The 25979-nt window shown below is 66.1% G+C and carries 24 protein-coding genes; 9 read left to right on the top strand and 15 right to left on the bottom strand.

Annotated features, from left to right (window positions below):
* Positions 1-24: 24 nt before the first annotated feature.
* On the bottom strand, positions 25-1539 hold the full coding sequence (ilvA, locus tag LPB260_RS04155; RefSeq protein WP_208707377.1) for a threonine ammonia-lyase, biosynthetic: 1515 nt from the start codon (positions 1537-1539) through the stop codon (positions 25-27).
* Between the two features lie 142 nt (positions 1540-1681).
* Between ilvA and rpiA the strand changes: the two genes are divergently transcribed.
* Entirely contained in the window at positions 1682-2353 is a 672-nt protein-coding gene (gene rpiA / locus LPB260_RS04160) for a ribose-5-phosphate isomerase RpiA (RefSeq protein WP_208707378.1), read from the top strand.
* 32 nt (positions 2354-2385) lie between these two features.
* Here rpiA and LPB260_RS04165 read toward each other — a convergent pair whose 3' ends face one another.
* The 3 genes from LPB260_RS04165 to LPB260_RS04175 form a co-directional block, all read right to left on the bottom strand.
* Positions 2386-3297, bottom strand: coding sequence for an SdiA-regulated domain-containing protein (locus LPB260_RS04165; RefSeq protein WP_208707379.1), 912 nt, complete (start codon positions 3295-3297; stop codon positions 2386-2388).
* Between the two features lie 106 nt (positions 3298-3403).
* The gene (locus LPB260_RS04170) at positions 3404-4069 is read right to left on the bottom strand and encodes a fumarylacetoacetate hydrolase family protein (RefSeq protein WP_208707380.1); all 666 of its coding nucleotides are present in this window, start codon (positions 4067-4069) and stop codon (positions 3404-3406) included.
* Positions 4070-4207: 138 nt separating this feature from the next.
* Positions 4208-5602 carry an FAD-binding oxidoreductase gene (locus LPB260_RS04175; RefSeq protein WP_208707381.1) on the bottom strand — a complete coding sequence of 465 codons (1395 nt, stop codon included), beginning with the start codon at positions 5600-5602 and terminating at the stop codon, positions 4208-4210.
* A gap of 185 nt (positions 5603-5787) precedes the next feature.
* Here LPB260_RS04175 and serA point away from each other — a divergent pair, with 185 nt between their 5' ends.
* Positions 5788-7017: a phosphoglycerate dehydrogenase gene (gene serA / locus LPB260_RS04180; protein WP_208707382.1), complete on the top strand. Its 1230-nt coding sequence runs from the start codon at positions 5788-5790 to the stop codon at positions 7015-7017.
* A gap of 43 nt (positions 7018-7060) precedes the next feature.
* Here the strand turns inward: serA and LPB260_RS04185 are convergent, their stop codons facing one another.
* Both LPB260_RS04185 and LPB260_RS04190 read right to left on the bottom strand, forming a co-directional pair.
* Positions 7061-7573 (bottom strand): DUF523 domain-containing protein, encoded by a 513-nt coding sequence (locus LPB260_RS04185; protein WP_208707383.1) that lies wholly within the window; start codon positions 7571-7573, stop codon positions 7061-7063.
* A 32-nt stretch (positions 7574-7605) separates the two neighbouring features.
* Entirely contained in the window at positions 7606-8229 is a 624-nt protein-coding gene (locus LPB260_RS04190) for a 2OG-Fe(II) oxygenase (protein ID WP_256625646.1), read from the bottom strand.
* 89 nt (positions 8230-8318) lie between these two features.
* On the opposite strand from LPB260_RS04190, the gene LPB260_RS04195 reads away from it, so the two are divergent.
* Positions 8319-9086 (top strand): DUF2059 domain-containing protein, encoded by a 768-nt coding sequence (locus LPB260_RS04195; RefSeq protein WP_208707385.1) that lies wholly within the window; start codon positions 8319-8321, stop codon positions 9084-9086.
* Positions 9087-9089: 3 nt separating this feature from the next.
* Here the strand turns inward: LPB260_RS04195 and LPB260_RS04200 are convergent, their stop codons facing one another.
* Positions 9090-10031 carry an alpha/beta hydrolase gene (locus LPB260_RS04200; protein WP_208707386.1) on the bottom strand — a complete coding sequence of 314 codons (942 nt, stop codon included), beginning with the start codon at positions 10029-10031 and terminating at the stop codon, positions 9090-9092.
* A gap of 122 nt (positions 10032-10153) precedes the next feature.
* On the opposite strand from LPB260_RS04200, the gene LPB260_RS04205 reads away from it, so the two are divergent.
* Complete coding sequence (locus LPB260_RS04205; protein WP_208707387.1) at positions 10154-10735, top strand: DUF6436 domain-containing protein; 582 nt, start codon at positions 10154-10156, stop codon at positions 10733-10735.
* Between the two features lie 93 nt (positions 10736-10828).
* On the opposite strand, the gene LPB260_RS04210 is transcribed toward LPB260_RS04205, so the two are convergent.
* The 8 genes from LPB260_RS04210 to LPB260_RS04245 form a co-directional block, all read right to left on the bottom strand.
* The gene (locus LPB260_RS04210) at positions 10829-11728 is read right to left on the bottom strand and encodes an ABC transporter permease subunit (protein ID WP_208707388.1); all 900 of its coding nucleotides are present in this window, start codon (positions 11726-11728) and stop codon (positions 10829-10831) included.
* Entirely contained in the window at positions 11725-12606 is an 882-nt protein-coding gene (locus LPB260_RS04215) for an ABC transporter permease subunit (RefSeq protein ID WP_208710041.1), read from the bottom strand. The genes LPB260_RS04210 and LPB260_RS04215 overlap by 4 nt, the downstream gene beginning before the upstream one ends.
* Before the next feature lie 26 nt (positions 12607-12632).
* A complete protein-coding gene (potA, locus tag LPB260_RS04220) occupies positions 12633-13775 on the bottom strand; it encodes a polyamine ABC transporter ATP-binding protein (RefSeq protein WP_208707389.1) in 1143 nt (380 codons plus the stop codon).
* A gap of 52 nt (positions 13776-13827) precedes the next feature.
* Positions 13828-14922, bottom strand: a complete 1095-nt coding sequence (locus LPB260_RS04225; protein WP_208707390.1) for a polyamine ABC transporter substrate-binding protein — start codon at positions 14920-14922, stop codon at positions 13828-13830.
* Between the two features lie 267 nt (positions 14923-15189).
* Positions 15190-16284, bottom strand: a complete 1095-nt coding sequence (locus tag LPB260_RS04230) for a polyamine ABC transporter substrate-binding protein (protein WP_208707391.1) — start codon at positions 16282-16284, stop codon at positions 15190-15192.
* Positions 16285-16446: 162 nt separating this feature from the next.
* Positions 16447-17820, bottom strand: coding sequence for an aspartate aminotransferase family protein (locus LPB260_RS04235; protein ID WP_208707392.1), 1374 nt, complete (start codon positions 17818-17820; stop codon positions 16447-16449).
* A gap of 62 nt (positions 17821-17882) precedes the next feature.
* Complete coding sequence (locus LPB260_RS04240; protein WP_208707393.1) at positions 17883-19241, bottom strand: glutamine synthetase family protein; 1359 nt, start codon at positions 19239-19241, stop codon at positions 17883-17885.
* Positions 19242-19284: 43 nt separating this feature from the next.
* Positions 19285-20037, bottom strand: a complete 753-nt coding sequence (locus tag LPB260_RS04245) for a gamma-glutamyl-gamma-aminobutyrate hydrolase family protein (RefSeq protein WP_208707394.1) — start codon at positions 20035-20037, stop codon at positions 19285-19287.
* A gap of 276 nt (positions 20038-20313) precedes the next feature.
* Here LPB260_RS04245 and LPB260_RS04250 point away from each other — a divergent pair, with 276 nt between their 5' ends.
* The 5 genes from LPB260_RS04250 to aguA all read left to right on the top strand — a co-directional run bounded on the left by LPB260_RS04250 (position 20314) and on the right by aguA (position 25953).
* Positions 20314-21693, top strand: coding sequence for a glutamine synthetase family protein (locus LPB260_RS04250; RefSeq protein ID WP_208707395.1), 1380 nt, complete (start codon positions 20314-20316; stop codon positions 21691-21693).
* A 138-nt stretch (positions 21694-21831) separates the two neighbouring features.
* Positions 21832-22890: an extracellular solute-binding protein gene (locus LPB260_RS04255; RefSeq protein WP_208707396.1), complete on the top strand. Its 1059-nt coding sequence runs from the start codon at positions 21832-21834 to the stop codon at positions 22888-22890.
* A gap of 81 nt (positions 22891-22971) precedes the next feature.
* Positions 22972-23619, top strand: coding sequence for a TetR/AcrR family transcriptional regulator (locus LPB260_RS04260; protein ID WP_208707397.1), 648 nt, complete (start codon positions 22972-22974; stop codon positions 23617-23619).
* 248 nt (positions 23620-23867) lie between these two features.
* Positions 23868-24746, top strand: a complete 879-nt coding sequence (gene aguB / locus LPB260_RS04265) for an N-carbamoylputrescine amidase (protein WP_208707398.1) — start codon at positions 23868-23870, stop codon at positions 24744-24746.
* A gap of 100 nt (positions 24747-24846) precedes the next feature.
* Positions 24847-25953 (top strand): agmatine deiminase, encoded by a 1107-nt coding sequence (gene aguA / locus LPB260_RS04270; protein ID WP_208707399.1) that lies wholly within the window; start codon positions 24847-24849, stop codon positions 25951-25953.
* The last annotated feature ends 26 nt before the right edge of the window (positions 25954-25979 follow it).

Here is a 25979-nt window from a genome sequence, read left to right on the forward strand (position 1 = left end):
CAGCCTTCCTGCCGGCGCACCGGCTCATCCGAGAAACAGCTTGTAGGCCGGATTGTCGCTCTCGTCCCAGTAGGGGTAGCCGATCTCGTCCAGCGCCGCCGGCACCAGGTGGCGCTCGGCCTGGGGCACCTGCAGGCCGGCGACCACCCGGCCGTCGGCCGCGCCGTGGTTGCGGTAGTGGAACATCGAGATGTTCCAGCGCCCACCGAGGCGCTGCAGGAAGTTGAACAGCGCCCCCGGCCGCTCGGGAAACTCGAAACGCAGCACCACCTCGTCGCTGACCCGCGCGGCATGGCCGCCGACCATGTGGCGGATGTGCAGCTTGGCCAGTTCGTTGTCGGTCAGGTCGACCACCGGGAAGCCCTGCTCGCGCAGGCTCGCCACCAGCGCCGCGCGCGGGTCGGTCTCCGGGTGGGTCTGCACGCCGACGAAGATGTGCGCCTCCCTGTCGGTGTGGTAGCGGTAGTTGAACTCGGTGATCTGGCGCTTGCCGATCGCCTCGCAGAAGGCCTTGAAGCTGCCCGGCTGCTCGGGAATGGTCACAGCAATGATCGCCTCGCGCTTCTCGCCCAACTCGGCGCGCTCGGCGACGTGCCGCAGGCGGTCGAAGTTGACGTTGGCCCCCGAATCGATGCCCACCAGCACCTGGTCGCGGCAGCCCTCGCGTTCGACATAGCGCTTGATCCCGGCCACGGCCAGGGCGCCGGCCGGCTCGGTGATCGAGCGGGTGTCGTCGTAGATGTCCTTGATCGCCGCGCAGATCTCGTCGGTGCTGACGGTGATCACCTCGTCGACGTGGTCCTTGCAGATGGCGAAGGTGTGCTCGCCGATCTGCGCCACCGCCACGCCGTCGGCGAACAGCCCGACCTGCGGCAGCACCACGCGCTCGCCGGCGGCCATGGCGGCCTGCAGGCAATTGGAGTCGTCCGGCTCGACGCCGATGATCCTGACCTCGGGGCGCAGGTATTTGACGTAGGCGGCGATGCCGGCGATCAGCCCGCCGCCGCCCACCGGGACGAAGATGGCATCCAGCTGGCCCGGGTGCTGGCGGAGGATCTCCATGGCCACCGTGCCCTGGCCGGCGATGGTGTGCGGATCGTCGTAGGGGTGGATATAGATGTAGCCCTTCTCCTCCACCAGCTTGAGCGAATAGGCCAGCGCCTCGGGGAAGCTGTCGCCGTGCAGCACCACCTTGCCGCCACGCGAGCGCACGCCGTTGACCTTGATTTCCGGGGTGGTCTTGGGCATCACGATGGTCGCCTTGACCCCCAGCACCTTGGCCGCCAGGGCTAGGCCCTGGGCGTGGTTGCCGGCCGAGGCGGTGACCACGCCGCGGGCCTGCTCCTCGGCCGACAGCTGGGCCAGCTTGTTGTAGGCGCCGCGAATCTTGAAGGAGAACACCGGCTGCAGGTCTTCGCGCTTGAGCAGAATCTGGTTGCCCAGACGCTCGGAGAGCTGGTTGGCGGCTTGCAGGGGGGTTTCCACCGCGACGTCGTAGACGCGCGAGGTGAGGATCTTCTTGACGTACTGTTCGAGCATGGCGATATCGCAGGCGGTTGCGCTAGGGGACCCCGGAGTCTACCCCAGGCCCGCGCCGAGCGACCATACGAATGGCGGGGTTTTGCCGGCGCAAACGGCTATAATTCGCGCCTCCCGACTTCAATCAGGCGCAGAAACCGCGATGACCCAGGATCAACTGAAACAGGCAGTCGCCCAGGCCGCCGTCGACTTCATCCTCCCCAAGCTCGACGCCAAGAGCGTCGTCGGGGTCGGCACCGGCTCCACCGCCAACTGCTTCATCGACGCCCTGGCCAAGCACCGGATGGAGTTCGATGGCGCCGTGGCCAGCTCGGAAGCCACCGCCGCGCGCCTCAAGGGCCACGGCATCCCGGTGTACGAGCTGAACGCGGTCAGCGACCTGGAGTTCTACGTCGACGGCGCAGACGAGAGCGACGAGCACCTCAACCTGATCAAGGGCGGCGGCGCCGCGCTGACCCGCGAGAAGATCGTCGCGGCGGTGGCCAAGACCTTCATCTGCATCGCCGACGCCAGCAAGCTGGTACCGGTGCTCGGCGCCTTCCCACTGCCGGTGGAGGTGATCCCCATGGCGCGCAGCCACGTCGCCCGCCAACTGGTCAAGCTGGGTGGCGACCCGGTGTACCGCGAAGGGGTGGTGACCGACAACGGCAACCAGATCCTCGACGTGCACAACCTGTCGATCGTCAACCCGAGCGAGCTGGAAGCGCAGATCAACAACATCGTCGGCGTGGTCACCAATGGCCTGTTCGCCGCGCGCCCGGCCGACCTGCTGTTGCTGGGCACTGCCGAAGGGGTCAAGCGCCTCACCCGCTGAACGCTGTCGCCGAGCGCTGACTGAGCGGCGGGCTAGGTTTTCGCCCCACGCTTGAACACGTACAGCAGGTTCGGCTCGCCGACTATGTAGATATTGCCGTCCGCGTCCATGGTCACGCCTTCGGCCTGCTCGATACCCTCGAGCAAGCCGTTGCGCCCGCCGGTCAGGCTGATGAAGCTGACCGGCTCGCCGCCCTCATCCAGCTCCAGCAACAACCGCGATTCGTCGGAGAGCACCAGGGAGTGGCCGGTGCGCGCGTCGTGGGTCAGGGAGGAAATGTCGCGCACGAAGAGGTTGCCCATCGGCAGGGGCTGCAGGGTGCCGGACACGCCGTCCTCGCCGGGAAACGGCAAGCTGAACAGGCCCAGCGGACCGCGCTCCTTGCCGAGCAGCACGCGCTGCTGGCGCGCGTCCCAGGCGATACCCTCGAAGCCCTTGTTGCCGGCGTCGGCGAAACCCAGGTCGAAGGCCGGGTAATCGCGCGCATCGATGCTCTGCGCATCATCGGCCAGATGGAAGCTGGTCAGGGTGCGGCGGCGCTCGTCGATGATCGCCAGGCGCCCGTCCGCCACCAGCTCCACGCCCTCCGGATCGGCGAAGCCCTCGAGACGGATGCGCCGCAACACCTCGCCATCCAGCGACAGCTCGACCAGCTGCGGATGCTTGCCGGTGACGGTGAACAGGGTGTCGCGGCCCGGGTGATAGGTCAGCCCGGAGGTCTCGTCGTCCTCCAGGCCGGCCAGCGGCTTGCCGCGCAGGACCGCCCGGTAGTCGGGCAACCAGATGCTCGCCTGGCGCTCGACCAGGCTGAAGCCCTGCTCCTTGATCCAGAAATAGCCGCGTTTGTGCCATTGCAGGTAGTCGAGCGCCAGCGCCAGCAGCAGGAGCAGCGACAACAGCGCCAGCCGACGCGGGCGCAGCAGGGGGGACGGCAATACAGGCATCGGGCACTGCTCGGGAAAAGAACTCCCGTCAGACTAACGTCCCGGCATTAAGGTTCGATTGCCGCGACGAAAGGCGCCCGGGGGCGCCCCGATAGGGCCAGGCGCCTTACAGCGCGCGACTGTTGAAGCGCGAGTGGCCGACCAGTTCCAGCACCAGTTCGTCACCCTTGTGCAAGGGACCGACACCGACCGGCGTGCCGGTGAGGATGACATCCCCCGGCTGCAGGCTGAAGTGACCGCAGATGTGCTGGATCAGCGGCAGAATGGGGTTGAGCATGTCGCGGCTGTTGCCGTCCTGGCGGACCTCGCCATTGATGCTCAGACGGATGCCGATGTCCTCCAGCGCCTCGATGGCATCACCCGGCACGAACGGCGCCAGCACGCAGGCGCCATCGAAGGACTTGGCGATTTCCCAGGGATAGCCCTTTTCCTTCAGCTGGGCCTGCACTTCGCGCAGGGTCAGGTCCAGGCCCGGGGCAAAACCGGAAATCGCGTCGCGCACCTCTTCCGCATCGGGGCAACGCGACAGCGGCTTGCCGATCAGTACGGCGATCTCCGCCTCGTAATGCACCGCGCCACGGTCCTCGGGAATGCTGAAGCCGTCATCCAGCGGCACCACGCAGCTGCCGGGTTTGATGAACAACAGCGGCTCGGTCGGCACCGGGTTGTTCAGTTCCCGCGCATGCTCGGCGTAGTTGCGGCCGATGCACACCACCTTGCCCATGGGAAAGTGGATATGGGTGCCGTCGACATACTGGTGCTGGTAGCTCATGGGGACTCCTTGCGGCTAATGGTGGAAAACGCTGCGCGGTTTTCCACCCTACAAAGCTGGGTCTGTTCAATGCTCGATCACCCATGCTGGCCTGGCCGACATGGGCTGTCACTGCTACCAAAGGCGCAGGCGCGCCGGTCAGAGCGGGAAGATCTTGCCCGGGTTCATGATGCCGTTCGGGTCGAACACCGCCTTGATCGCCTTCATGTAGCCGATCTCCGCCGCGGAGCGGCTGTAGCCCAGGTAGTCGCGCTTGGTCATGCCGACGCCGTGTTCGGCACTGATCGAGCCGTTGTACTTCTGCACCACCTCGAACACCCACTTGTTCACCGTCGCGCACTTGGCGAAGAACTCGTCCTTGCTCAGCGCGTCCGGCTTGAGGATGTTCAGGTGCAGGTTGCCGTCGCCGATATGGCCGTACCAGAGCACCTCGAAGTCCGGGTAGTTGCTGTTGACCAGGTTGTCGATGTCGGCGAGGAAGGCCGGCACCTTCGACACGGTGACCGAGATGTCGTTCTTGTACGGAGTGAAGTGCGAGATGGTCTCGGAGATGTATTCGCGCAGCTTCCACAGGTTCTGCAGCTGCTGGTCGCTCTGGCTCATCACCCCGTCGAGCACCCAGCCCTGCTCGACGCAGTGCTCGAAGGTGGCCAGGGCCGCCTCGGCCACCTGCTCGGTGGTCGCCTCGAACTCCAGCAGGGCATAGAAAGGCGTGCGGGTCTCGAAGGGGGCCGGCACGTCGCCGCGGTCGAGGATCTTGTCCAGGCAGCGGTCGGAGAAGAACTCGAAGGCGGTCAGGTCGAGCTTGCCCTGGAAGGCATGCAGCACCGGCATGATCGAGTCGAAGTCGGGGGTGCCGAGGACCATCGCGGTGAGGTTCTGCGGCGCACGGTCCAGGCGCATGGTGGCCTCGACGACGAAACCGAGGGTGCCCTCGGCGCCGATGAACAGCTGGCGCAGGTCGTAGCCGGTGGCGTTCTTGATCAGGTCCTTGTTCAGCTCCAGCAGCTCGCCGGTGCCGGTAACGACCTTCAGGCCGGCCACCCAGTTACGGGTCATGCCGTAGCGAATCACCTTGATACCGCCGGCATTGGTGCCGATATTGCCGCCAATCTGGCTGGAACCTGCGGACGCGAAGTCCACCGGGTAGTACAGCCCCTTGTCTTCGGCGAAGTCCTGCAGCTGCTGGGTGATCACCCCCGGCTGGCAGACCACGGTGCGGTCGAATTCGTTGAACTCGACAATCTGGTTCATGTAGTCGAAGGCCACCACCACCTCGCCGCTGGCCGCCACTGCGGCGGCGGACAGCCCGGTGCGACCGCCGGACGGCACCAGGGCGACCTTGTGCTGGTTGGCCCAGCGCACGATGGCCTGGACCTGCTCGACGCTCTTGGGGAAGACGATGGCAGCGGGATTGGGCGCGAAGTGCTTGGTCCAGTCCTTGCCGTAGGTGGCGAGTGAATCGGCATCGGTGAGCACCTTGCCGGGCTCGACCAGGGTCTTAAGTTCTTCGATCAGGGCAGCTGTGGTCATCAAGTGAACTCTCAAACGATTCATGGTCGCCCTGAGAACCATTCAGGTCGCAACCAAGCATGGAAAAAGGAGATCATGCTAGCATACGCACCCCGCGAATCGCGCCCCCCAGGCCCTTGCGCGGGCGCGATCAGCAACGCCGCTGACGCTTCCCTGACACTATTTGTGGGACAACAGGTACTCCGATGAGCAAGACCTCTCTCGACAAGAGCAAGATCAAGTTCCTTCTCCTCGAAGGCGTCCACCAGAATGCCGTGGACACCTTGAAGGCCGCCGGCTACACCAACATCGAGTACCTCAAGGGCGCCCTGTCAGGCGACGAGCTGAAAGAGAAGATCGCCGAAGCCCACTTCATCGGCATCCGCTCGCGCACCCAGCTGACCGCCGAAGTGTTCGACTGCGCCAAGAAGCTGGTGGCCGTCGGCTGCTTCTGCATCGGCACCAACCAGGTCGACCTGGACGCCGCCCGCGAGCGCGGCATCGCGGTGTTCAACGCCCCCTACTCGAACACCCGCTCGGTGGCCGAACTGGTCCTGGCGCAGGCCATCCTGCTGCTGCGCGGCATCCCCGAGAAGAACGCCTCCTGCCACCGCGGCGGCTGGATCAAGAGCGCGGCCAACTCCTTCGAGATCCGCGGCAAGAAGCTCGGCATCATCGGCTACGGTTCGATCGGCACCCAGCTCTCGGTGCTGGCCGAGGCCATGGGCATGCAGGTGTTCTTCTACGACGTGGTGACCAAGCTGCCACTGGGCAACGCCACGCAGATCGGCAACCTCTACGAACTGCTGGGCATGTGCGACATCGTCTCGCTGCACGTGCCGGAACTGGCCTCCACCCAGTGGATGATCGGCGAGAAGGAAATCCGCGCCATGAAGAAGGGCGGCATCCTGATCAACGCCGCCCGTGGCACCGTGGTCGAGCTGGACAAGCTGGCCGAGGCGATCAAGGACGAGCACCTGATCGGCGCGGCCATCGACGTCTTCCCGGTCGAGCCCAAGTCCAACGACGAGGAGTTCGAGAGCCCGCTGCGCGGCCTGGACCGGGTGATCCTGACCCCGCACATCGGCGGCTCCACCGCCGAGGCACAGGCCAACATCGGCCTGGAAGTGGCGGAGAAGCTGGTCAAGTACAGCGACAACGGCACCTCGGTGTCCTCGGTCAACTTCCCCGAGGTGGCCCTGCCGTCGCACCCGGGCAAGCACCGCCTGCTGCACATCCACGCCAACGTGCCGGGCGTCATGAGCGAGATCAACAAGGTGTTCGCCGACAACGGCATCAACATCTCCGGTCAGTTCCTGCAGACCAATGACAAGGTCGGCTACGTGGTGATCGACGTCGACGCCGAGTACTCCGACCTGGCCCTGGAAAAGCTCCAGCACGTGCACGGCACCATCCGCAGCCGCGTGCTGTTCTAGCCCGCCGGGCAACGAAGAAGGGAGGCCATAGGCCTCCCTTTTTTCATTCCGCCGCGAATCCCGCCTCAACGCTTTCCAGCGCGCGCAGCGCCGCCTCGGCTTCGGCCAGCTCCTCCTCGCTGAACACCTGCACCCCGGCCCGGCGCAACAGCGCCGCCGTGACCCCTTCGCCGGCGACCTTGCGGCCGCTGAAGCTGCCGTCGTAGTTCTCGCGGTTGCCGCAGGACGGGCTGCGTGCCTTGAGCACCGCCAGGCGGATCTGCTGGCGCTCGACCAGTGCCAGCGCCTGCTGCGCGCCGGCGAGGAAGGCGGCACTGAAGTCCTCGCCGTCCACACTGCGCACCGGCAGCAGGCCGTCGAGCACCTGGGCGCCCTGGCCACCGGGGATTTCCGCCGGCGGCCGCGGCGTCGGCAAGCCACCGGCCACCTCGGGGCACAGGCCCACCACGCGCCCCTCGGCCTGCCAGCGCTCGAGCAGCCCGATGGGGCCGTGGGCGCCGCCGTCGTAGCGCACCGGATGGCCGAGCAGGCAACGGCTGACCAGAACCTTCTGCATATTCTCTCCTCTGCCGCGCCTCGGCGCAGCGCTCATGGCTGCAATGGGTCGGCGCCGCGACGGCGGAACCAGCCGGTCAGCGACAGCCGCTCGCGGGTGGTCGGCAGCACCTCATGGAGCATCTCCGCCGATAGAAATGCCACCAGGCTGCCGGCCTGGGGGGCGATATCGCGCGTCGAGCCGTCGGCCAGATACAGGCGCAAGGCGCCGCCATGCTCGGGCTGCCAGTCCGGGTTGAGGTAGAGCACCACCGACACCGCACGGCGGTCGTCGTCGCGAAAGCGGTCCAGGTGCTTCTGGTAGAAGGCGCCCGGCGGGTACAGCGCGAAGTGGCTCTCGTAGTCCTCGAGGCCGAGGAAGAGCCCGCGGTTGAGCGTCAGGCGCAACTCGTCGAGCAGCGCCAGGTAGCGATCGCAGGCCGCCGACTGGCCGGGGTCCAGCCACTCGATGCGGTCGCCGCGAATGCCTTCGCGGACCTCCTGGGCCTTGCCGACGCCGGCGGGGGTCAAGGCGCCCCGGGCCGCGCGCCTGCGGCACTCTTCGGCCAACTCGAGGGTCAGAGCATTAGGCGCGAACAGCGGCTGCAACGACCAGCCCTGTTCGGCTAGGTCGTCGACGATGTTCGATAGGGGCAGGTCTTGGGCGTCGGTCGGCATGCCGGCGATTCTACAGCGTGGCAAGGCCGCGCGCCTCGACAAGCTTCGACTGGCCATTGAAAATAGCCGCCCGCTACACAGGAGTCTGTATGCGCGCCCTTTGCGTTGTCTTGTTGTTGATCTTCAGCCTGCCCAGCCTGGCCGACGTGCACCTGCAGCTGTACCAGGCCGCCGGCTGGCCGCAGCAGCGCGCGCACTTCAACGACGCCCTGCGCGCCGCCCAGGAACGCTACCGCCGCAGCCTGCCGCCGGCGGTCTACCAGGCCCTGGTGGAGAACAGCAACCGTCGCTTCGACCCGCGGGCCATTGACCAGCGCGCGCAATACAGCCTGCGCCAGCAGCTGACCGATCCGGCGCCGGCCCTGCAGTTCTTCCAGTCGCCGCTGGGTCGCAAGATAGTCGCCGCCGAACTGCTCGCCACCAGCCGCGAGCAGCTGGCGCTGCACGTCGACGGCCTGCCGCGCAGCGAGGCCAGCGCCACCCGGCGCCTGCTGATCCGCCACCTGGCCCAGGCCCTGCCGGCCGAAGAGGCGGGCGCCGAGATCAGCCTGGCCCTGGCCGGCGTCGCCGCCGACAGCCTCAGCCAGATGCTGCCCGGCCTGCTCGGCGGCGGTGCGGCCCAGACCCTGCTCGATACCCAGCGTCAGCACCTGATCGAGCAGATTGGTGCCGACCTCGACAACACCCTGCTGCACGTCTACCGCGAGCTGTCCGATCCGGAGCTGGAGGAGTTCGTCAGTTTCGCCCAGTCTCCTGCGGGCCAGGCCTACTACCGCGCCGCCCTGACGGCGATCCGCTCCGGCCTGGCCGTGGGCCAGAGCAGCGCCGAGCTGGAGCCGGCGCCCCAGGGCATCTGAGCCTCAGGCCAGGCGCTCGCGGAGAAAGTCGAAATAGCGCTGGCGCAGCGCCGGCACCTCATTGGCCAGGTGATGGCGCGCCTCGGGCAGGCGCAGAATCTGCGGCGTGGCGAACTTGTCCTGCAGCACCTCGAGGTTGTGCTGCCAGTCCACCGTCATGTCCGCCTCGCCCTGGATGATCAGCGGGCTGTGGGCGCTGCGCGGCGCCGCCTCGATGCGCGGCACCCAGTCGCGCAGGGCGGCGAACCAGGCCGTCGGCAGGTTGCGCGGCTGCAGGGGGTCACGGTTCTGCACGAAGTCGATGAACGCGGGATCGCTGGAGTTCTCGCTGAAGCGCCGGGGTATCGCCTTGACGAAGGGGCTGAGCAGGCGATAGCTGAGCTGCGACCAGGTCCAGGCCCGCGGCCGCACCAGCGGCGCCAGGAGGATGCTCTGGCCGATCTCCGGCCGTGGCGCGCCGTTGAGCAGGTAGTCCAGCAGGATCGCGCCACCGGTGCTCTGCCCGCACAGGTGCCAGGGCTGCGGCAGGTCCAGCAGCGCCGCCTCCTCGAGCAAGCCGTGCAACACCTGCTGGTACTCGGCGAAGTCATCGATGCTGGCCCGGGCGCCGCTGGACAGGCCGTGCCCCGGCAGGTCGCAGGCGAGCACCGCGAAGTTCATCTGCAGCGCCCAGTCGACCACGTGACGGTACAGCCCCATATGGTCGTAGTAGCCGTGCACCAGCAGCAGGGTCGCCTGCGGCTCGGGGGGCGCCCAGAGGTGCGCAGCGATCTGGTAGCCGGCGACGGAGAAGCCGCCCAGACGACAGTCCAGACGCGCGTGGCGCTGCGCCAGATCGATGCCATAGAAGCTCCGATAGGCCTGCACCGCCGGCAACTCCAGCGTCGCCGCGGCCAGGGGGCGCAGCAAGGGACGCAGGTGCTCGGGATCGAAACGCTCTGGCATAAGGCTTTCCGTGGACTGGGTGGGACATTGCGCAGGGCGCCATTGTGCCGCAGGCGCGCTCAGATGTTCAGCTGCAACGCGCGACATGGCAAGCTAGGCGCCCCTTCCGCGACCGCCATGCCATGTCCCGCCCCAGCCGCAAGACCCTGCTCGCCTGCCTGCTCACGCTGCTGCTGGTCGCCGCCCTGGCGCTGGCCCTTCGCTGGTTCGAGGAACGCTACCTGCGCCCCTTCGACGAGCGCGCGGCGCTGTTCTCCGGCGCCGAACTGCGCCTGCCGGACAGCCTGGCCGGCCCCGGGCCGATTCGCCTGGTGCACTTCTGGGACCCCGCCTGCCCCTGCAATGTCGGCAATCAGCAGCACCTGAGCGAACTGATCGCCGAGTTCGCCCCGCGCGGCGTGGCCTTCTACGCGGTGCAGAAGCCCGGCAGCCAGGGCCGCCTGACGGCCGGCCCGGGCGACCTGCAGGCACTGACGACCCTGCCCGGCGCCGCAGGGATACCCGCCAGCCCGGCCGTGGCCATCTGGGACACCCACGGCCAGCTGGCCTATTTCGGCCCCTACAGCGAAGGCCTCACCTGCAACTCGAGCAACAGCTTCATCGAACCGATCCTCGAAGCCCTGGCGGCAGGCCGGACGGTCGACGCCAGCAACACCCTGGCGCTGGGTTGCTTCTGCGACTGGGCGGAAACCGCCGCGCCGTGATCGCGGCAGAACAGCCGCCACCCGCCTAAAATCCACAGCACAAAAAAGGGGCCACCTGAGTGACCCCTTTTCAATGCGCCCAACCCGGCTCGATCAGACCACCGCAGGCTGCTGCGACGGGTCGCGGCGGCTGTCCGGACCGCGCTGCTGGCTGGCGCCGGTGGTTTCGTCCATGGCCTGCTGGATGGCGCGCTTGCGCCGCTCCTCGGCCCGGCGGGTGAGGAACCAGACCAGGAAGGTGACCAGCGACACCGCCAGCAGGATCAGGCTGGCCACGGCGTTGATCTCCGGCTTCACGCCCAGGCGCACGGCGGAGAAGATCTCCATCGGCAGGGTGGTGGAGCCGGGACCGGAGACGAAGCTGGCCAGCACCAGGTCGTCCAGCGACAGGGCGAAGGACATCATGCCGCCGGCCGCCAGGGACGGCGCGATCATCGGGATGGTGATCAGGAAGAACACCTTCCACGGCCGCGCCCCCAGGTCCATGGCCGCCTCCTCGATGGACAGGTCCAGCTCGCGCAGGCGCGAGGACACCACCACCGAGACGTAGGCGGTGCAGAAGGTGGTGTGGGCGATCCAGATGGTCAGCAGGCCGCGCTCGGCCGGCCAGCCGATCAGCTGGGCCATGGCCACGAACAGCAGCAGCAGCGACAGACCGGTGATCACCTCGGGCATCACCAGCGGCGCGGTGACCAGGCCACCGAACATGGTGCGCCCCTTGAAGCGGGTCACCCGGGTCAGCACGAAGGCCGCCAGGGTGCCCAGCGCCACCGCGGCGATCGCCGTGTACAGGGCGATCTCCAGGGAACGCAGCACCGCGCTCATCAGCTGGGTGTTGTCGAGCAGGCCGACGTACCACTTCACCGACCAGCCGCCCCACACCGTGACCAGGCGCGAACCGTTGAACGAGTAGATCACCAGAATGACCATCGGCAGGTAGATGAACACCAGCCCGGCCCACAGCATCAGGGTGGAGAAACTTACGCGCTTCATGCCCTGCCCTCCATTTCCTTCGCCTGGTTACGGTTGAACAGGATGATCGGGATGATCAGGATCAGCAGCATCACCACCGCCAGGGCGGAGGCCACCGGCCAGTCGCGGTTGTTGAAGAACTCCTGCCACAGCACCTTGCCGATCATCAGGGTCTCCGGGCCGCCGAGCAGCTCGGGGATGACGAACTCGCCGACCACCGGGATGAACACCAGCATGCAGCCGGCGATGATGCCGTTCTTCGACAGCGGCACGGTGATCTTCCAGAAGCTGTTGAAGTTGCTCGAACCCAGGTCGGCCGCCGCTTCCAGCAGGCTCTGGTCGTGCTTGACCAGGTTGGCGTAGAGCGGCAGGACCATGAACGGCAGGTAGGAGTAGACGATGCCGATGTACACCGCGACGTTGGTGTTGAGGATGCGCAGCGGCTCGTCGACCAGGCCCAGGCTCAGCAGCAGGCTGTTGAGCAGGCCGTTGCTGCTGAGGATGCCCATCCAGGCGTAGACGCGGATCAGGATCGCCGTCCAGGTCGGCATCATGATCAGCAGCAGGAACACCGTCTGCATCTCCCTCGGCGCGCGGGCGATGGCATAGGCCATCGGGTAGCCGATCAGCAGGCACAGCAGGGTGCTGATCAGGGCGATCTTCAGCGAGCCTAGGTAGGCCGACACGTACAGGTCGTCCTCGCTGAGAAAGATGTAGTTGCCCAGGTTGATCACCAGCGACAGCTGGTTGTCGGCCCAGGTGTAGATATCGGTATAGGGCGGGATGGCCAGTTCGGCTTCGGCAAAGCTGATCTTCAGCACGATGATGAAGGGCAGCAGGAAGAACATGAACAGCCAGACGAACGGCACACCGATGACGAAGTGGCGGCCCTTGGGCAGCCGGCGGCTAATGCTTCGGGAAATGTTCATGAGCGCAGCGCCACCCCGCTGTCGTCCTCCCACCAGACGAAGACCTCGTCGTCCCAGGTCGGCCGCGCATTACGCCGTTCGGCGTTGGCGACGAAGGACTGGACGATCTTGCCGCTCGGCAGCTCGACGTGGAACACCGAATGACCGCCCAGGTAGGCGATGTCGTGCACCTTGCCGCGCGACCAGTTGTGCTCGCCGCTCGGCTGCTCGGTGGTGACCAGCAGCTTCTCCGGGCGGATCGCGTAGGTGATGCTCTTGTCCTGCACCGAGGTGCTGACGCCGTGGCCGACGAAGATGTTGCGCTCCAGGTCCGGGCTGTCGATCAGCGCGTGGCCTTCCATGTCCTCGACCACCTGGCCGTCGAACAGGTTGACGTTGCCAATGAACTCGCAGACCAGGCGACTGGTCGGGGTCTCATAGATGTCCACCGGGCTGCCGATCTGGGCGATCCAGCCCAGGTGCATGATGGCGATGCGCTGGGCCATGGTCATGGCCTCTTCCTGGTCGTGGGTGACCATCACGCAGGTCACGCCGACCCGCTCGATGATCTCCACCAGCTCCAGCTGCATCTGCGAGCGCAGCTTCTTGTCCAGCGCGCCCATGGGTTCGTCGAGCAGCAGCAGCTTGGGCCGCTTGGCCAGGGAACGGGCCAGGGCCACGCGCTGGCGCTGGCCGCCGGAGAGCTGGTGCGGCTTGCGCTTGGCGTACTGGGTCATCTGCACCAGCTTGAGCATTTCCTCGACCCGGGCGTCGATCTCGGCCTTGGGAATGCGGTCCTGCTTGAGGCCGAAGGCGATGTTCTCGGCCACGCTCATGTGCGGAAACAGGGCGTAGGACTGGAACATCATGTTGATCGGCCGCTCGTAGGGCGGCATGTCGGTGATGTCCTCGCCATCGAGGAAGATGCGCCCGTCGGTGGGCCGCTCGAAGCCGGCGAGCATGCGCAGCAGGGTCGACTTGCCCGAACCGGAGCCGCCGAGCAGGGCGAAGATCTCGCCCTTGTGGATGGTCAGCGAGACGTCGTCGACGGCGACCGTCTCGTCGAACTTCTTGGTGACCCGCTCGATCTTGACCAGCACCTCTTTGGGCTCTTGATCGCCCTCGAGGATCTTCTTGTAGGCACTCGAAGCAACTGCCATTACCAAAACTCCCGGAAAATAGCGCCCAACCCCTGCGGCCGGACGAGCGAATTTACTGGCCTGACTTGACCCTGTTCCAGCTGCGGGTCATCAGCCTTTGCACCTTGCTCGGCAACTCCGCCGAGATAAACAACCTGTCCAAAACCGCTTGCGGCGGGTACACCCGCTCGTCGTCACGCACCGCTGGATCCATCAGCTCGGAGGCCTTGGGATTGGGGTTGGCGTAGCCGACGTAGTCGCTGACCCCGGCGATCACCGCCGGCTCCAGCAGGAAATTGATAAAGGCGTGGGCCTCCCTGACGTTGCCGGCGTCGGCGGGGATGGCCAGCATGTCGAACCACAGGTTCGCCCCCTCCTGGGGGATCGCGTAGCGGATCTCCACGCCCTGGCCGGCCTCTTCGGCACGGGCGGCCGCCTGCAGCATGTCGCCGGAGTAGCCGGCGGCCACGCAGATGTTGCCGTTGGCCAGGTCGCCGATGTACTTGGAGGAGTGGAAATAGGTGACGTAGGGGCGCACCTCGAGCAGCTTGGCCTCGGCCTTGGCGTAGTCCTCGGCACGGCTGCTGTTGGGGTCCAGCCCCAGGTAGTTGAGCACCGCCGGGATCATCTCGTCGGCCGAGTCGAGGAAGCTCACCCCGCAACTGGCCAGCTTCCGCATGTTCTGCGGCTCGAACAGCACCGCCCAGGAGTCGATGCGCTCGACGCCGAGGGCCGCCTTGACCTTCTCGGCGTTGTAGCCGATGCCGTTGGTGCCCCACAGGTAGGGCACGGCGTACTGGTTGCCCGGATCGTTCTTCTGCAGCTGTTTGAGCAGCGCAGGATCGAGGTTGTCCCAGTTGGGCAGCAGACTGCGGTCGAGCTTCTGGAAGGCGCCGGCCTTGATCTGCTTGCCGAGGAAATGGTTGGAAGGCACCACCAGGTCATAGCCGGAACGGCCGGCCAGCAGCTTGCCTTCGAGGGTTTCGTTGGAGTCGAAGACGTCGTAGACCGGCTTGATCCCGCTGGCCCGCTCGAAGTCGGCGAGCGTGGTTTCGCCGATGTAGTCGCTCCAGTTGTAGATGTGCAGGGTCCCGGCCGCCTGAGCCAGGCTCGCCGCGACGAGGCCCAGGGCGCTGACGAGCAGAGCCTTGGCGAAGCAGATGCGCATGCGTGTGTCCTCTTTCTTCATCGGCCCGCCCGCGAAAAGGCCGGCACTTTATCGGAAAAGACCGTTGCTGTTGAGCCACCTAACGCTAGGCGATGGCGATGACCCGGCGACGCCAGGCAACAGACAGCCGGGCGCCGTAAAACGCACCGCCGACAGCCCCGGCAAGCAGGCCGGGCAGAAGAGTGGGATCACGCATACAAGCTTCCTTTTTTGTTGTTAGCGCTTCTGGCGGGTCGCCCCGCCAGAAGCCGGTTGGCTTGGTGTCGCTTAGCGGCCGGACTTGACCTTGGTCCAGCTGCGGGTCATGGCACGCTGCACCTTCGGGCTCAGCTCGGTGAAGGTGTAGAGCTTCTTCGAGGCTTCCTCGGTCGGGTAGATGCCCGGGTTGTTGCGGATTTCCTCGGAGACCAGCGGCGTGGCGGCGGCGTTGCCGTTCGGGTAGGCCACGTAGTCGGAGATCGGCGCGATCACTTCCGGGGTGAGGATGTAGTTGAGGAAGGTGTAGGCCGCCTCGGTGTTCTTGGCGTCGGCCGGGATGGCCATCATGTCGAAGAAGGTGGCGGCGCCTTCCTTGGGAATGGCGTAGGCGACCGGTACGTTGTTCTTCGCTTCCTCGGCGCGGGCCTGGGCCTGGAACACGTCGCCGGACCAGCCGACCGCGACGCAGATGTTGCCGTTGGCCAGGTCGGAGATGTACTTGGAGGAGTGGAAGTAGGTGACATGCGGACGCACCTGCAGCAACAGCTCCTCGGCCGCCTTCACGTCCGCCGGGCTCTGGGCGATCGGGTTCTTGCCCAGGTAGTGCAGCGCCGCGGCATAGATCTCTTCAGGCGCATCGAGCATGGCGACGCCGCAGGACTTGAGCTTCTCCATGTTCTCCGGCTTGAACACCGCGCCCCAGGAATCGATCTTGTCCACGCCCAGGGCGGCCTTGACCTTCTCCGGGTTGTAGCCGATGCCGGTGGTGCCCCACAGGTAGGGGAAGGCGTACTGGTTGCCCGGGTCGGCGGCTTCCAGGGCCTTCATCAGGTCGGCGTTGAGGTTCTTCCAGTTCGGCAGCTTGGACTTGTCCAGCGGCTGGAACACCCCGGCCTTGATCTGCTTGGCGAGGAACTGGTTGGACGGCACCACCACGTCGTAGCCCGAACCGCCGGAGAGCAGCTTGGCTTCCAGGGTCTCGTTGCTGTCGAAGACGTCGTAGACCACCTTGATGCCGGTTTCCTTCTGGAAGTTGTCCAGGGTGTCCTCGGCGATGTAGTCCGACCAGTTGTAGACGTGCAGCACTTTGTCCTCGGCCTGAGCGGCACCGGCTACGGCGCCGGCCAGGGACAGCGCGAGAAGGGTTTTGCCGAATTTGTTCATGCGTACAGCTCCTGTTGTCGTAGAAGTATTCCGGTGGGCGGCGCAGCCTCACTGCGACACCTACCGGTGAGCCTGGCCAACGCGCGGACGCAGTCTGGCAAGGTCATGGCACTTTTTACAACTTTCAGGCCTAAGGGTCCGAAAGCGCTTACGTCACTCACTTCAGTTAAGTACTGCCTTGGCCGTCAGGTCGAGGCACAGACGGGCCTTGTCCACCAGCTCGTCGATCTCCGCCTTGCTGATCACCAGCGGCGGCGAAATGATCATGGTGTCGCCCACGGCGCGCATGACCAGGCCGTTGTCGAAGCAGTGACCGCGGCAGATCATGCCCACGCCCACCTCGCCCGGGAAGCGCGCGCGGGTCGCCTTGTCCTGCACCAGCTCGATGGCACCGAGCAGGCCGACGCCGCGCACCTCGCCCACCAGCGGGTGGTCGGCCAGTTCACGCAGGCGTTTCTGCAAATAGGGTGCCGTCTCTTCCCTGACCCGCTCGACGATTTTCTCCTCGCGCAGGATGCGGATGTTCGCCAGGGCCACGGCGGCCCCCACCGGATGCCCGGAGTAGGTGAAGCCGTGGTTGAAATCGCCGCCCTGGTTGAGCACTTCGACGATCTCGTCGCGCACGATCAGGCCGCCCATCGGCACGTAGCCGGAGGTCAGGCCCTTGGCGATGGTCATCATGTCCGGTGCATTGCCGTAGTAGTCACTGCCGAACCACTCGCCGGTGCGGCCGAAGCCACAGATGACCTCGTCGGCGACGAACAGGATGTCGTACTTGGCGAGGATCTCGCGGACCTTCGGCCAGTAGCTGTCCGGCGGCACAATCACCCCGCCGGCGCCCTGGATCGGCTCGGCGATGAAGGCGGCGACGTTGTCTTCGCCGACTTCGAGAATCTTCTTCTCCAGCTGCTCGGCGGCCCAGACGCCGAACTCGTCGGGGCTCATGTCGCCGCCTTCGCCGAACCAGTAGGGCTGCGGGATGTGCACGATGCCGGGAATCGGCAGGTCGCCCTGCTCATGCATGTACTTCATGCCGCCGAGGCTGGCGCCGGCCACGGTGGAGCCGTGGTAACCGTTCTCCCGGGCGATGATCACCTTCTTGTTCGGCCGGCCCTTGATCGCCCAGTAGTGGCGGACCATGCGCAGCATGGTGTCGTTGCCTTCGGAACCGGAACCGGTGAAGAACACATGGTTCATCCCCGCCGGGGCGATCTCGGCGATGGTCTTGGCCAGCTCCAGCACCGGCGGGTGGGCGGTCATGAAGAAGGTGTTGTAGAACGGCAGCTCGCGCATCTGCGCCGCGGCCGCCTCGACCAGCTCTTCGCGACCGTAGCCCAGCGCTACGCACCACAGGCCGGCCATGCCGTCGAGGATCTTGTTGCCCTCGCTGTCCCACAGGTACACGCCTTCGGCCTTGGTGATGATGCGCGGGCCGACCTCCGCCAGCTGCTTGAAGTCGCTGAACGGCGCCAGGTGATGCTCGCGGCTCATGGCCTGCCATTCGCGGGTTTTCGGGTTGCTCACGGGTTTGCTCATACACACCTCAAATTCATGCATTGATCGGGGGCCGGATGCATCCGAGGCCGGCCCCCACTCACTCAGACCGACAGCAGCAGGAACTCGCGCTCCCAGGAGCTGATCACCCGCTTGAAGTTCTCGTGTTCGGCGCGCTTGACCGCGACGTAGCCGCTGACGAACTTGCTGCCCAGGTACTGTTCCACGGTCTTGCAGGTCTCCATGCGCTCCAGCGCCGCCTCCAGGGTCAGCGGCAGGCGCAGGTTGCGCCGCTCGTAGCCACGCCCGACCACCGGGGCGCTCGGCTCGATGCCCTCGACCATGCCGATGTAGCCGCACAGCAGGCTGGCGGCCAGGGCCAGGTAGGGGTTGGCGTCGGCGCCGGGCAGGCGGTTCTCCACGCGCCGGTTCTGCGGGCTGGAGTCCGGCACGCGCAGGCCCACCGTGCGGTTCTCCTCGCCCCACTCGACGTTCACCGGCGCCGAGGTATCGGGCAGGAAGCGGCGGAACGAATTGACGTTCGGCGCGAACAGCGGCAGCAGCTCGGGGATGAACTTCTGCAGGCCGCCGATGTGATGGAGGAACAGCTCGCTCATCGAGCCGTCTTCGTTGGAGAAGACGTTGCGCCCGGTTTCCCGGTCGACAATGCTCTGGTGCAGGTGCATGGCGCTGCCCGGCTCGTCGGTGATCGGCTTGGCCATGAAGGTGGCCGCCACGTCATGCTTGAGCGCCGCCTCGCGCATCGTGCGCTTGAACACCAGGATCTGGTCGGCCAGGGCCAGGGCGTCGCCGTGACGGAAGTTGATCTCCATCTGCGCCGGACCTTCCTCGTGGATCAGGGTGTCGAGGTCCAGGCCCTGCAGTTCGCACCAGTCGTACATGTCCTCGAACAGCGGGTCGAATTCGTTGGCGGCGTCGATGGAGAACGACTGCCGGCCGGTTTCCGGGCGGCCGGAACGGCCCAGCGGCGCCTGCAGCGGGAAGTCCGGGTCCTCGCAGCGCTTGGTCAGGTAGAACTCCATTTCCGGCGCGACGATCGGCCGCCAGCCCTTGTCGGCATAGAGTTTGAGCACCTTCTTCAGCAGGTTGCGCGGCGACAGCTCGATCGGGTTGCCCTGCTTGTCATAGGTGTCGTGGATCACCTGGGCGGTCGGCTCGATGGCCCAGGGCACCAGGAATACCGCGTTCTCGTCCGGGCGGCAGACCATGTCGATGTCGGCCGGGTCGAGCAGCTCGTAATAGACCTCGTCCTCGACGTAGTCGCCGGTGACGGTCTGCAGCAGCACACTCTCGGGGAGGCGCATGCCCTTCTCGTCGAGGAACTTGTTGGTCGGCGAGATCTTGCCACGGGCAATGCCGGTAAGATCGCTGACCAGGCATTCAACTTCGGTGATTTTGCGTTCTTTCAGCCAGCTCGAAAGCTGGTCCAATTTGGTGCTCATAGAGACCTCAGGGTTGGAAAGAGCCGAATCCTTTATAGCCGGCTCAGCGTTGCCCCGCCCTCTTCCTGCAAGCCTCACCAAAGGCCTGGAAGATGGCGAGATAATTCGGGTTGGATACTACCTGCCACTCGGGGTGCCATTGCACCCCGAGGGCGAAGCTCGGCGCCCCCTCGACGGAGAAGGCTTCGATCAACCCGTCGGGCGCCAGGGCCTCTACGCGAAGGCCAGGCGCCAGACGCTCAACGCCCTGGCCATGAATGGAATTGACTTCTATCTCCGCCGGCAAGCCGAGGCCGGCGAGCACCCCGCCCGGCTGCACCTGCAGGGCATGGCTCGGCGCATACTGCACCTCGAGCGGCTGCTCCTGCGGCTCGCGGTGGTCGAGCATGCCGGCGACCTCGTGCACCTTCTGGTGCAGGCTGCCGCCGAAGGCCACGTTCATTTCCTGGAAACCGCGGCAGATGCCCAGCACGGGGATGCCGGCATCGACCGCCTGGCGGATCAACGGCAAGGTGGTCTGGTCCCGCGCCGGATCGTGCTGGGTGCCGGCGCTGCTCGGCGGGCCACTATAATGCTGGGGCTCGACGTTCGACGGCGAGCCGGTGAACAGCAGGCCGTGCAGATTATCGAGCAGGCTCGGCTGGTCGATCAGTTCGCCCAGAGCCGGAATGATCAGTGGCAGACCACCGGCTCCGACAACCACGGCACGAACGTATTTATCGCCGGTTATATGGTAGGAATGCAGACCGATCTGCTTGGTGCAGGCGGTAACACCGATCAACGGCAGGCGCGACATGGGACACCCGTCTTATTGCTGTTATGGGTTTCAGCGGAGCTTAGCGTTGTTCATTTTTTTACACAATAGCCATGTAAAAAATCGAACACACCCGACTGAGCAGCGCGCCAGGCCTGGTCGCGCACGAAGCAGGACTGCCCTGAAACGCCCTATAAATGGCCACGAAGCTCTTTTTCGGGGCACCATTTGCCTCTCTTGACAGGCATTGACGTTTAGGATTGACTCACTGTCGTGCAGTCGCATGATTGATATTTTTAACAAAAAAGGTGTTGCATCATGTCGGTACCCCCGCGTGCCGTTCAGCTTAATGAAGCGAACGCGTTCCTTAAGGAACATCCTGAGGTCCAGTTCGTCGACCTTCTCATTGCAGATATGAATGGCGTGGTGCGCGGCAAGCGCATCGAACGCGCCAGCCTCCACAAGGTGTATGAAAAAGGCATCAACCTGCCGGCTTCGCTGTTCGCCCTGGATATCAACGGTTCGACGGTGGAAAGCACCGGCCTGGGCCTGGATATCGGCGACGCCGACCGTATCTGCTTCCCCATCCCCAACACCCTGTGCAACGAGCCCTGGCAGAAGCGCCCCACCGCGCAACTGCTGATGACCATGCACGAACTGGACGGCACGCCCTTCTTCGCCGATCCACGGGAGGTGTTGCGCCAGGTGGTGCAGAAGTTCGACGAACTAGGCCTGACCATCTGCGCCGCCTTCGAACTGGAGTTCTACCTGATCGACCAGGAGAACGTGAACGGCCGTCCGCAGCCGCCACGCTCGCCGATCTCCGGCAAGCGCCCGCATTCCACCCAGGTCTACCTGATCGACGACCTCGACGAATACGTCGACTGCCTGCAGGACATGCTCGAGGCCGCCAAGGAGCAAGCCCTGCCGGCCGACGCCATCGTCAAGGAAAGTGCCCCGGCGCAGTTCGAGGTCAACCTGCATCACACCAACGATGCGCTCAAGGCCTGCGACTATGCGCTGCTGCTCAAGCGCCTGATCAAGAACATCGCCTACGACCACGAGATGGACTCGACCTTCATGGCCAAGCCCTACCCGGGCCAGGCCGGCAATGGTCTGCACGTGCACATCTCGCTGCTCGACAAGAAGACCGGACAGAACATCTTCACCTCCGAGGACCCGCTGCAGAGCGACGTGCTGCGCCACGCCATCGGCGGCATCCTCGACACCATGCCGGCGTCGATGGCCTTCCTCTGCCCGAACGTCAACTCCTACCGCCGCTTCGGCGCGCAGTTCTACGTACCGAACGCGCCGAGCTGGGGCCTGGACAACCGCACCGTGGCGGTGCGCGTGCCGACCGGCAGTGCCGACGCGGTGCGCATCGAGCACCGGGTCGCCGGCGCCGATGCCAACCCCTACCTGATGATGGCGGCGATCCTCGCCGGCATTCACCACGGCATGACCAACAAGATCGAGCCGGGCGAGCCGATCGAGGGCAACTCCTACGAGCAGCTGGAACAGAGCCTGCCGAACAACCTGCGCGATGCCTTGCGCGAGCTGGACGACAGCGAAGTGCTCAACCAGTACATCAGCCCCGAGTACATCGACATCTTCGTCGCGTGCAAGGAAGCCGAGCTGGAGGAGTTCGAGACCACCATCTCCGACCTCGAGTACAACTGGTACCTGCACACCGTGTAAGCAACACCCCCGACGCCGGCCCCGAGCCGGCGTCGTTCTATTCAGCCGGCCCCGGGCAGCATTGCCCAGGCCTGCGCCTGCTGCACTCGACGGCCGCGCCGGATGGCGCGCACGCCCATGCCGACAGGGAGACACCCCATGCCCCGCTTGCTCGCTTCGCTGCTGCTCAGCCTGACGCCCCTGCTGGCCAGCGCCGAGGACGTCATCCGCGTGTACAACTGGAACGACTACATCGCCCCCCAGGTACTGGAGCGGTTCAGCGCCGACACCGGCATCCGCGTCGAGTACCGCACCTTCAGCACCGCCGGGGAAATGCACGCGGCGATCCGCGGCAACGAGGCCATCGACCTCATCGTGCCCTCGCACAACGACCTGCCGCGGCTGATCGACGAGGGCCTGCTGCAGCCCCTGGACTTCCAGCGCCTGGCCAATCGCCGCCACCTGGACAAGGAACTGCTGAGCAAGCTGGCCGCGGTCGACCCCGGCAATCGCCATGCCGTGCCCTACCTGTGGGGCGCGGTCGGCCTGGCGATCAACACGCCGCAGGCCGAAGCGGCGTTCGGCGGCCCGCTGCCGGACAGCTGGAGCCTGCTGTTCGACGCCGCGCAGAGCGCGCGCCTGGCGAGCTGCGGCATCAGCGTGCTGGACGCCCCCGACGAGACCCTGTCGCTGCTGCTCAACTACCAGGGCCGCAGCCTGACCCGCAGCGCCCCGAGCCGCATCGAGCGCGCCGCCGACGTGCTCGCGGGCCTGCGTCCCAACCTGCGCTACGTCGACAGCGAACGCTATATCGACGACCTCAACCAGGGCCGCCTGTGCGTCGCCATGGCCTGGGTCGGCGACGCCCTGGCCGCCGCCGATGCCGGCCAGCCGGTGCGCTTCCTGGTGCCCGCCGAGGGCTCGGTGCTGTTCATCGACAACCTGGTGATTCCGCGCAGCGCCCGCCGCGCCGATCTGGCCCACCGCTTCATCGATTACCTGATGCGCCCGCAGGTCGCCGCACTGATCACCGAGGAAGTGCTCTACCCCAATGGCAATGCCGACGCCCAGGCGCATCTCGACGAGCACCTGCGCGACCACCCCGGCCTCTATCCCGATCGCGCCACCAAGCGCCGCCTGTATGCCCTGGACGCCATGCCGGAGAAGCACGCGCAGGTTCGCGACCGGGTCTGGCGCCAGTTCCGCGGCGGCGACTGACGCGCAGGCGGGCGCCCGCTCGGCTTGCGCGGGCAGCGACGGCTGACGTCCAATAGGCCGTCCCTTGCCGAGATCTCCGCCATGTCGCGTCCCAGTACCGCCCGCAAGCCCCGCGCCAGCAGCCAGGCACGCATCGCCGTGATCCTCGCCGCCGCCCGCGAACTGCTCGCCGAGCAGGGCGTGGCCAGCCTGTCGATCTACAGCGTGGCCGAGCGCGCGGCCATCCCGCCGTCCTCGGTGTACCACTTCTTCGCCAGCGTGCCGGCCCTGCTGGAAGCCCTGACCGCGGACATCCACGCCGCCTTCCGCGCCAGCCTGCAGCAGCCGGTGGCGCACGCCGAGCTGCGTGACTGGCGCGACCTGTCGCGCACCGTCGAGCTGCGCATGCTGGCGATCTACGCCGGCGACGCCGCCGCCCGCCAGCTGATCCTCGCCCAGCACGGCCTGGCCGAGGTGACCCAGGCCGACCGCCAGCACGACATCGAACTGGGCCAGCTGATGCAGGCGCTGTTCGCCCGGCATTTCCTCCTGCCGCCGTTGCCGACGGATATCGACGTGTTCGCCCTGGCCATGGAGCTGGGCGACCGGGTCTACGCCCGCTCGGTGCAACTGCATGGCCATATCAGCCCGCGCCTGGCCGAAGAGGGCATGCGCGTGTTCGACGCCTACCTGGGCCTGTACCTGCCGCCCTGCCTGCCGAAACGGGACGCTCCGCTCTCGGCCGGGTGACGCCCGCAGCCTGCCCGCCCCGGGTTTTCAGGCGCTGGCGGGGCAGCCCTTCGCCGCAACAAACGGATAACTATCGGTGTTTTAATCGATAATTATCATTCTTAAGAAAAAAATAGCTTCTAAAGCCGATTTTTATCGACTATAAAGTCAGCAGCCGCTCGGCCGTCACAGACTCGCCGAGCCGCCACCGCATTCGGCCGTCTGCTCGCCTGTAACGGCCACCGCCTACTGCTCTGAAGAGGTGTTCCATGTCCCGCATCGTCACCGTCGCCGCCACCCAGATGGCCTGTTCCTGGGATCGCGCCGCCAATATCGCCAACGCCGAGAAGCTGGTGCGCCAGGCCGCCGCCCAAGGCGCGCAGATCATCCTGATCCAGGAACTGTTCGAGACCCCGTACTTCTGCCAGAAGCCCAACCCGGACTACCTGCAGCTGGCCACCACGGTCGAGGCCAACGCGGCCATCGCGCACTTCCAGCAGGTCGCCAAGGAGCTGCAGGTGGTGCTGCCGATCAGCTTCTTCGAGCTGGCCGGGAGGGCGCGCTACAACAGCATCGCGATCATCGACGCCGACGGCGAGAACCTCGGCATCTATCGCAAGAGCCATATCCCGGACGGCCCCGGCTACCACGAGAAGTACTACTTCAACCCGGGCGACACCGGCTTCAAGGTGTGGAACACCCGCTACGCCAAGATCGGCGTGGGCATCTGCTGGGACCAGTGGTTCCCCGAATGCGCGCGCAGCATGGCCCTGCTCGGCGCCGAGATCCTCTTCTATCCGACCGCCATCGGCAGCGAGCCCCACGACCCGAGCATCAGCTCCCGCGACCACTGGCAGCGCGTGCAGCAGGGCCACGCCGGCGCCAACCTGATGCCGCTGGTGGCCAGCAACCGCATCGGCCGCGAGGACCAGGACGGCTACCACATCACCTTCTACGGCAGCTCCTTTATCGCCGACCAGTTCGGGCAGAAGGTCGAGGAACTGAACGAGACCGAGGAAGGCGTGCTGGTGCACCGGTTCGACCTCGACCAGCTGGAGCACATCCGCAGCGCCTGGGGCAGCTTCCGCGATCGCCGGCCGAACCTCTACGCGCCGATCAAGACCCTCGACGGCGTGCTGGAGTCCTGATCGCGCCTCGTCAAACGAACGTCCCGGCTGTCGCAGCGACGCCGGGACAGGTAGGCTTCCGTAACGCACTACCAGGCCGAATCTGAAAAAGGTAAACGCGATGACCACCCTAAACAGCACCCCACGCGCCGACGGTTTCCGCATGCCGGCCGAGTGGGAACCCCATAGCCAGACCTGGATGGTCTGGCCGCAGCGGCCGGACAACTGGCGTCTGGGCGGCAAGCCGGCCCAGGCCGCCTTCAGCGCGGTGGCCAAGGCCATCGCCGAATTCGAACCGGTGACCGTCTGCGTCAGCGCCGAGCAGTACGAGAACGCCCGCGCGCGCCTGGATCACCCGGCCATCCGCCTGGTCGAGATCAGCACCGACGACGCCTGGGTGCGCGACACCGGGCCGACCTTCGTCAGCAATGCCCTGGGCGAAGTGCGCGGTGTCGACTGGGCCTTCAATGCCTGGGGCGGCTTCGATGGCGGCCTGTACTTCCCCTGGCAGCGCGACGACCAGGTGGCCCGCAAGATCCTCGAGATCGAGCGCTGCGCGCGCTATCGCACCGATGGCTTCGTCCTCGAAGGCGGCTCGATCCATGTCGACGGCGAAGGCACCCTGATCACCACCGAGGAATGCCTGCTCAACCGCAACCGCAACCCGCAGCTGGGCCGCGCGGAGATCGAGCAGATGTTGCGCGACCACCTGGCCGTCGACACGGTGATCTGGCTGCCGGACGGCCTGTTCAACGACGAGACCGACGGCCACGTCGACAACTTCTGCTGCTACGTGCGCCCGGGCGAGGTGCTGCTGGCCTGGACCGACGACCCGCAGGATCCCAACTACGCCCGCTGCCAGGCGGCCATGCAGGTGCTGGCCGCTGCCCGCGATGCCCGGGGCCGCCAGCTGATCGTGCACAAGATGCCGATCCCCGGGCCGCTGCATGCCAGCGAAGAGGAGTGCGCCGGGGTCGACCTGGTCGCCGGCAGTCAGGAACGCAGCCCCGAGGTGCGCCTGGCCGGTTCCTACGTCAACTTCCTGATCGTCAACGGCGGCATCATCGCGCCAAGCTTCGACGACCCGCTGGACGAGCAGGCCCGCACTATCCTCCAGGCGCTGTTCCCCGAGCACCGGGTGGTGATGGTGCCGGGCCGGGAAATCCTCCTCGGCGGCGGCAATATCCACTGCATCACCCAGCAGCAGCCCGCGCCGCAACGGCGTTGAGCCCGGGCCAGGCCGGGCGGCGCCAC

It is taken from the genome of Pseudomonas sp. LPB0260, from assembly GCF_013388395.1.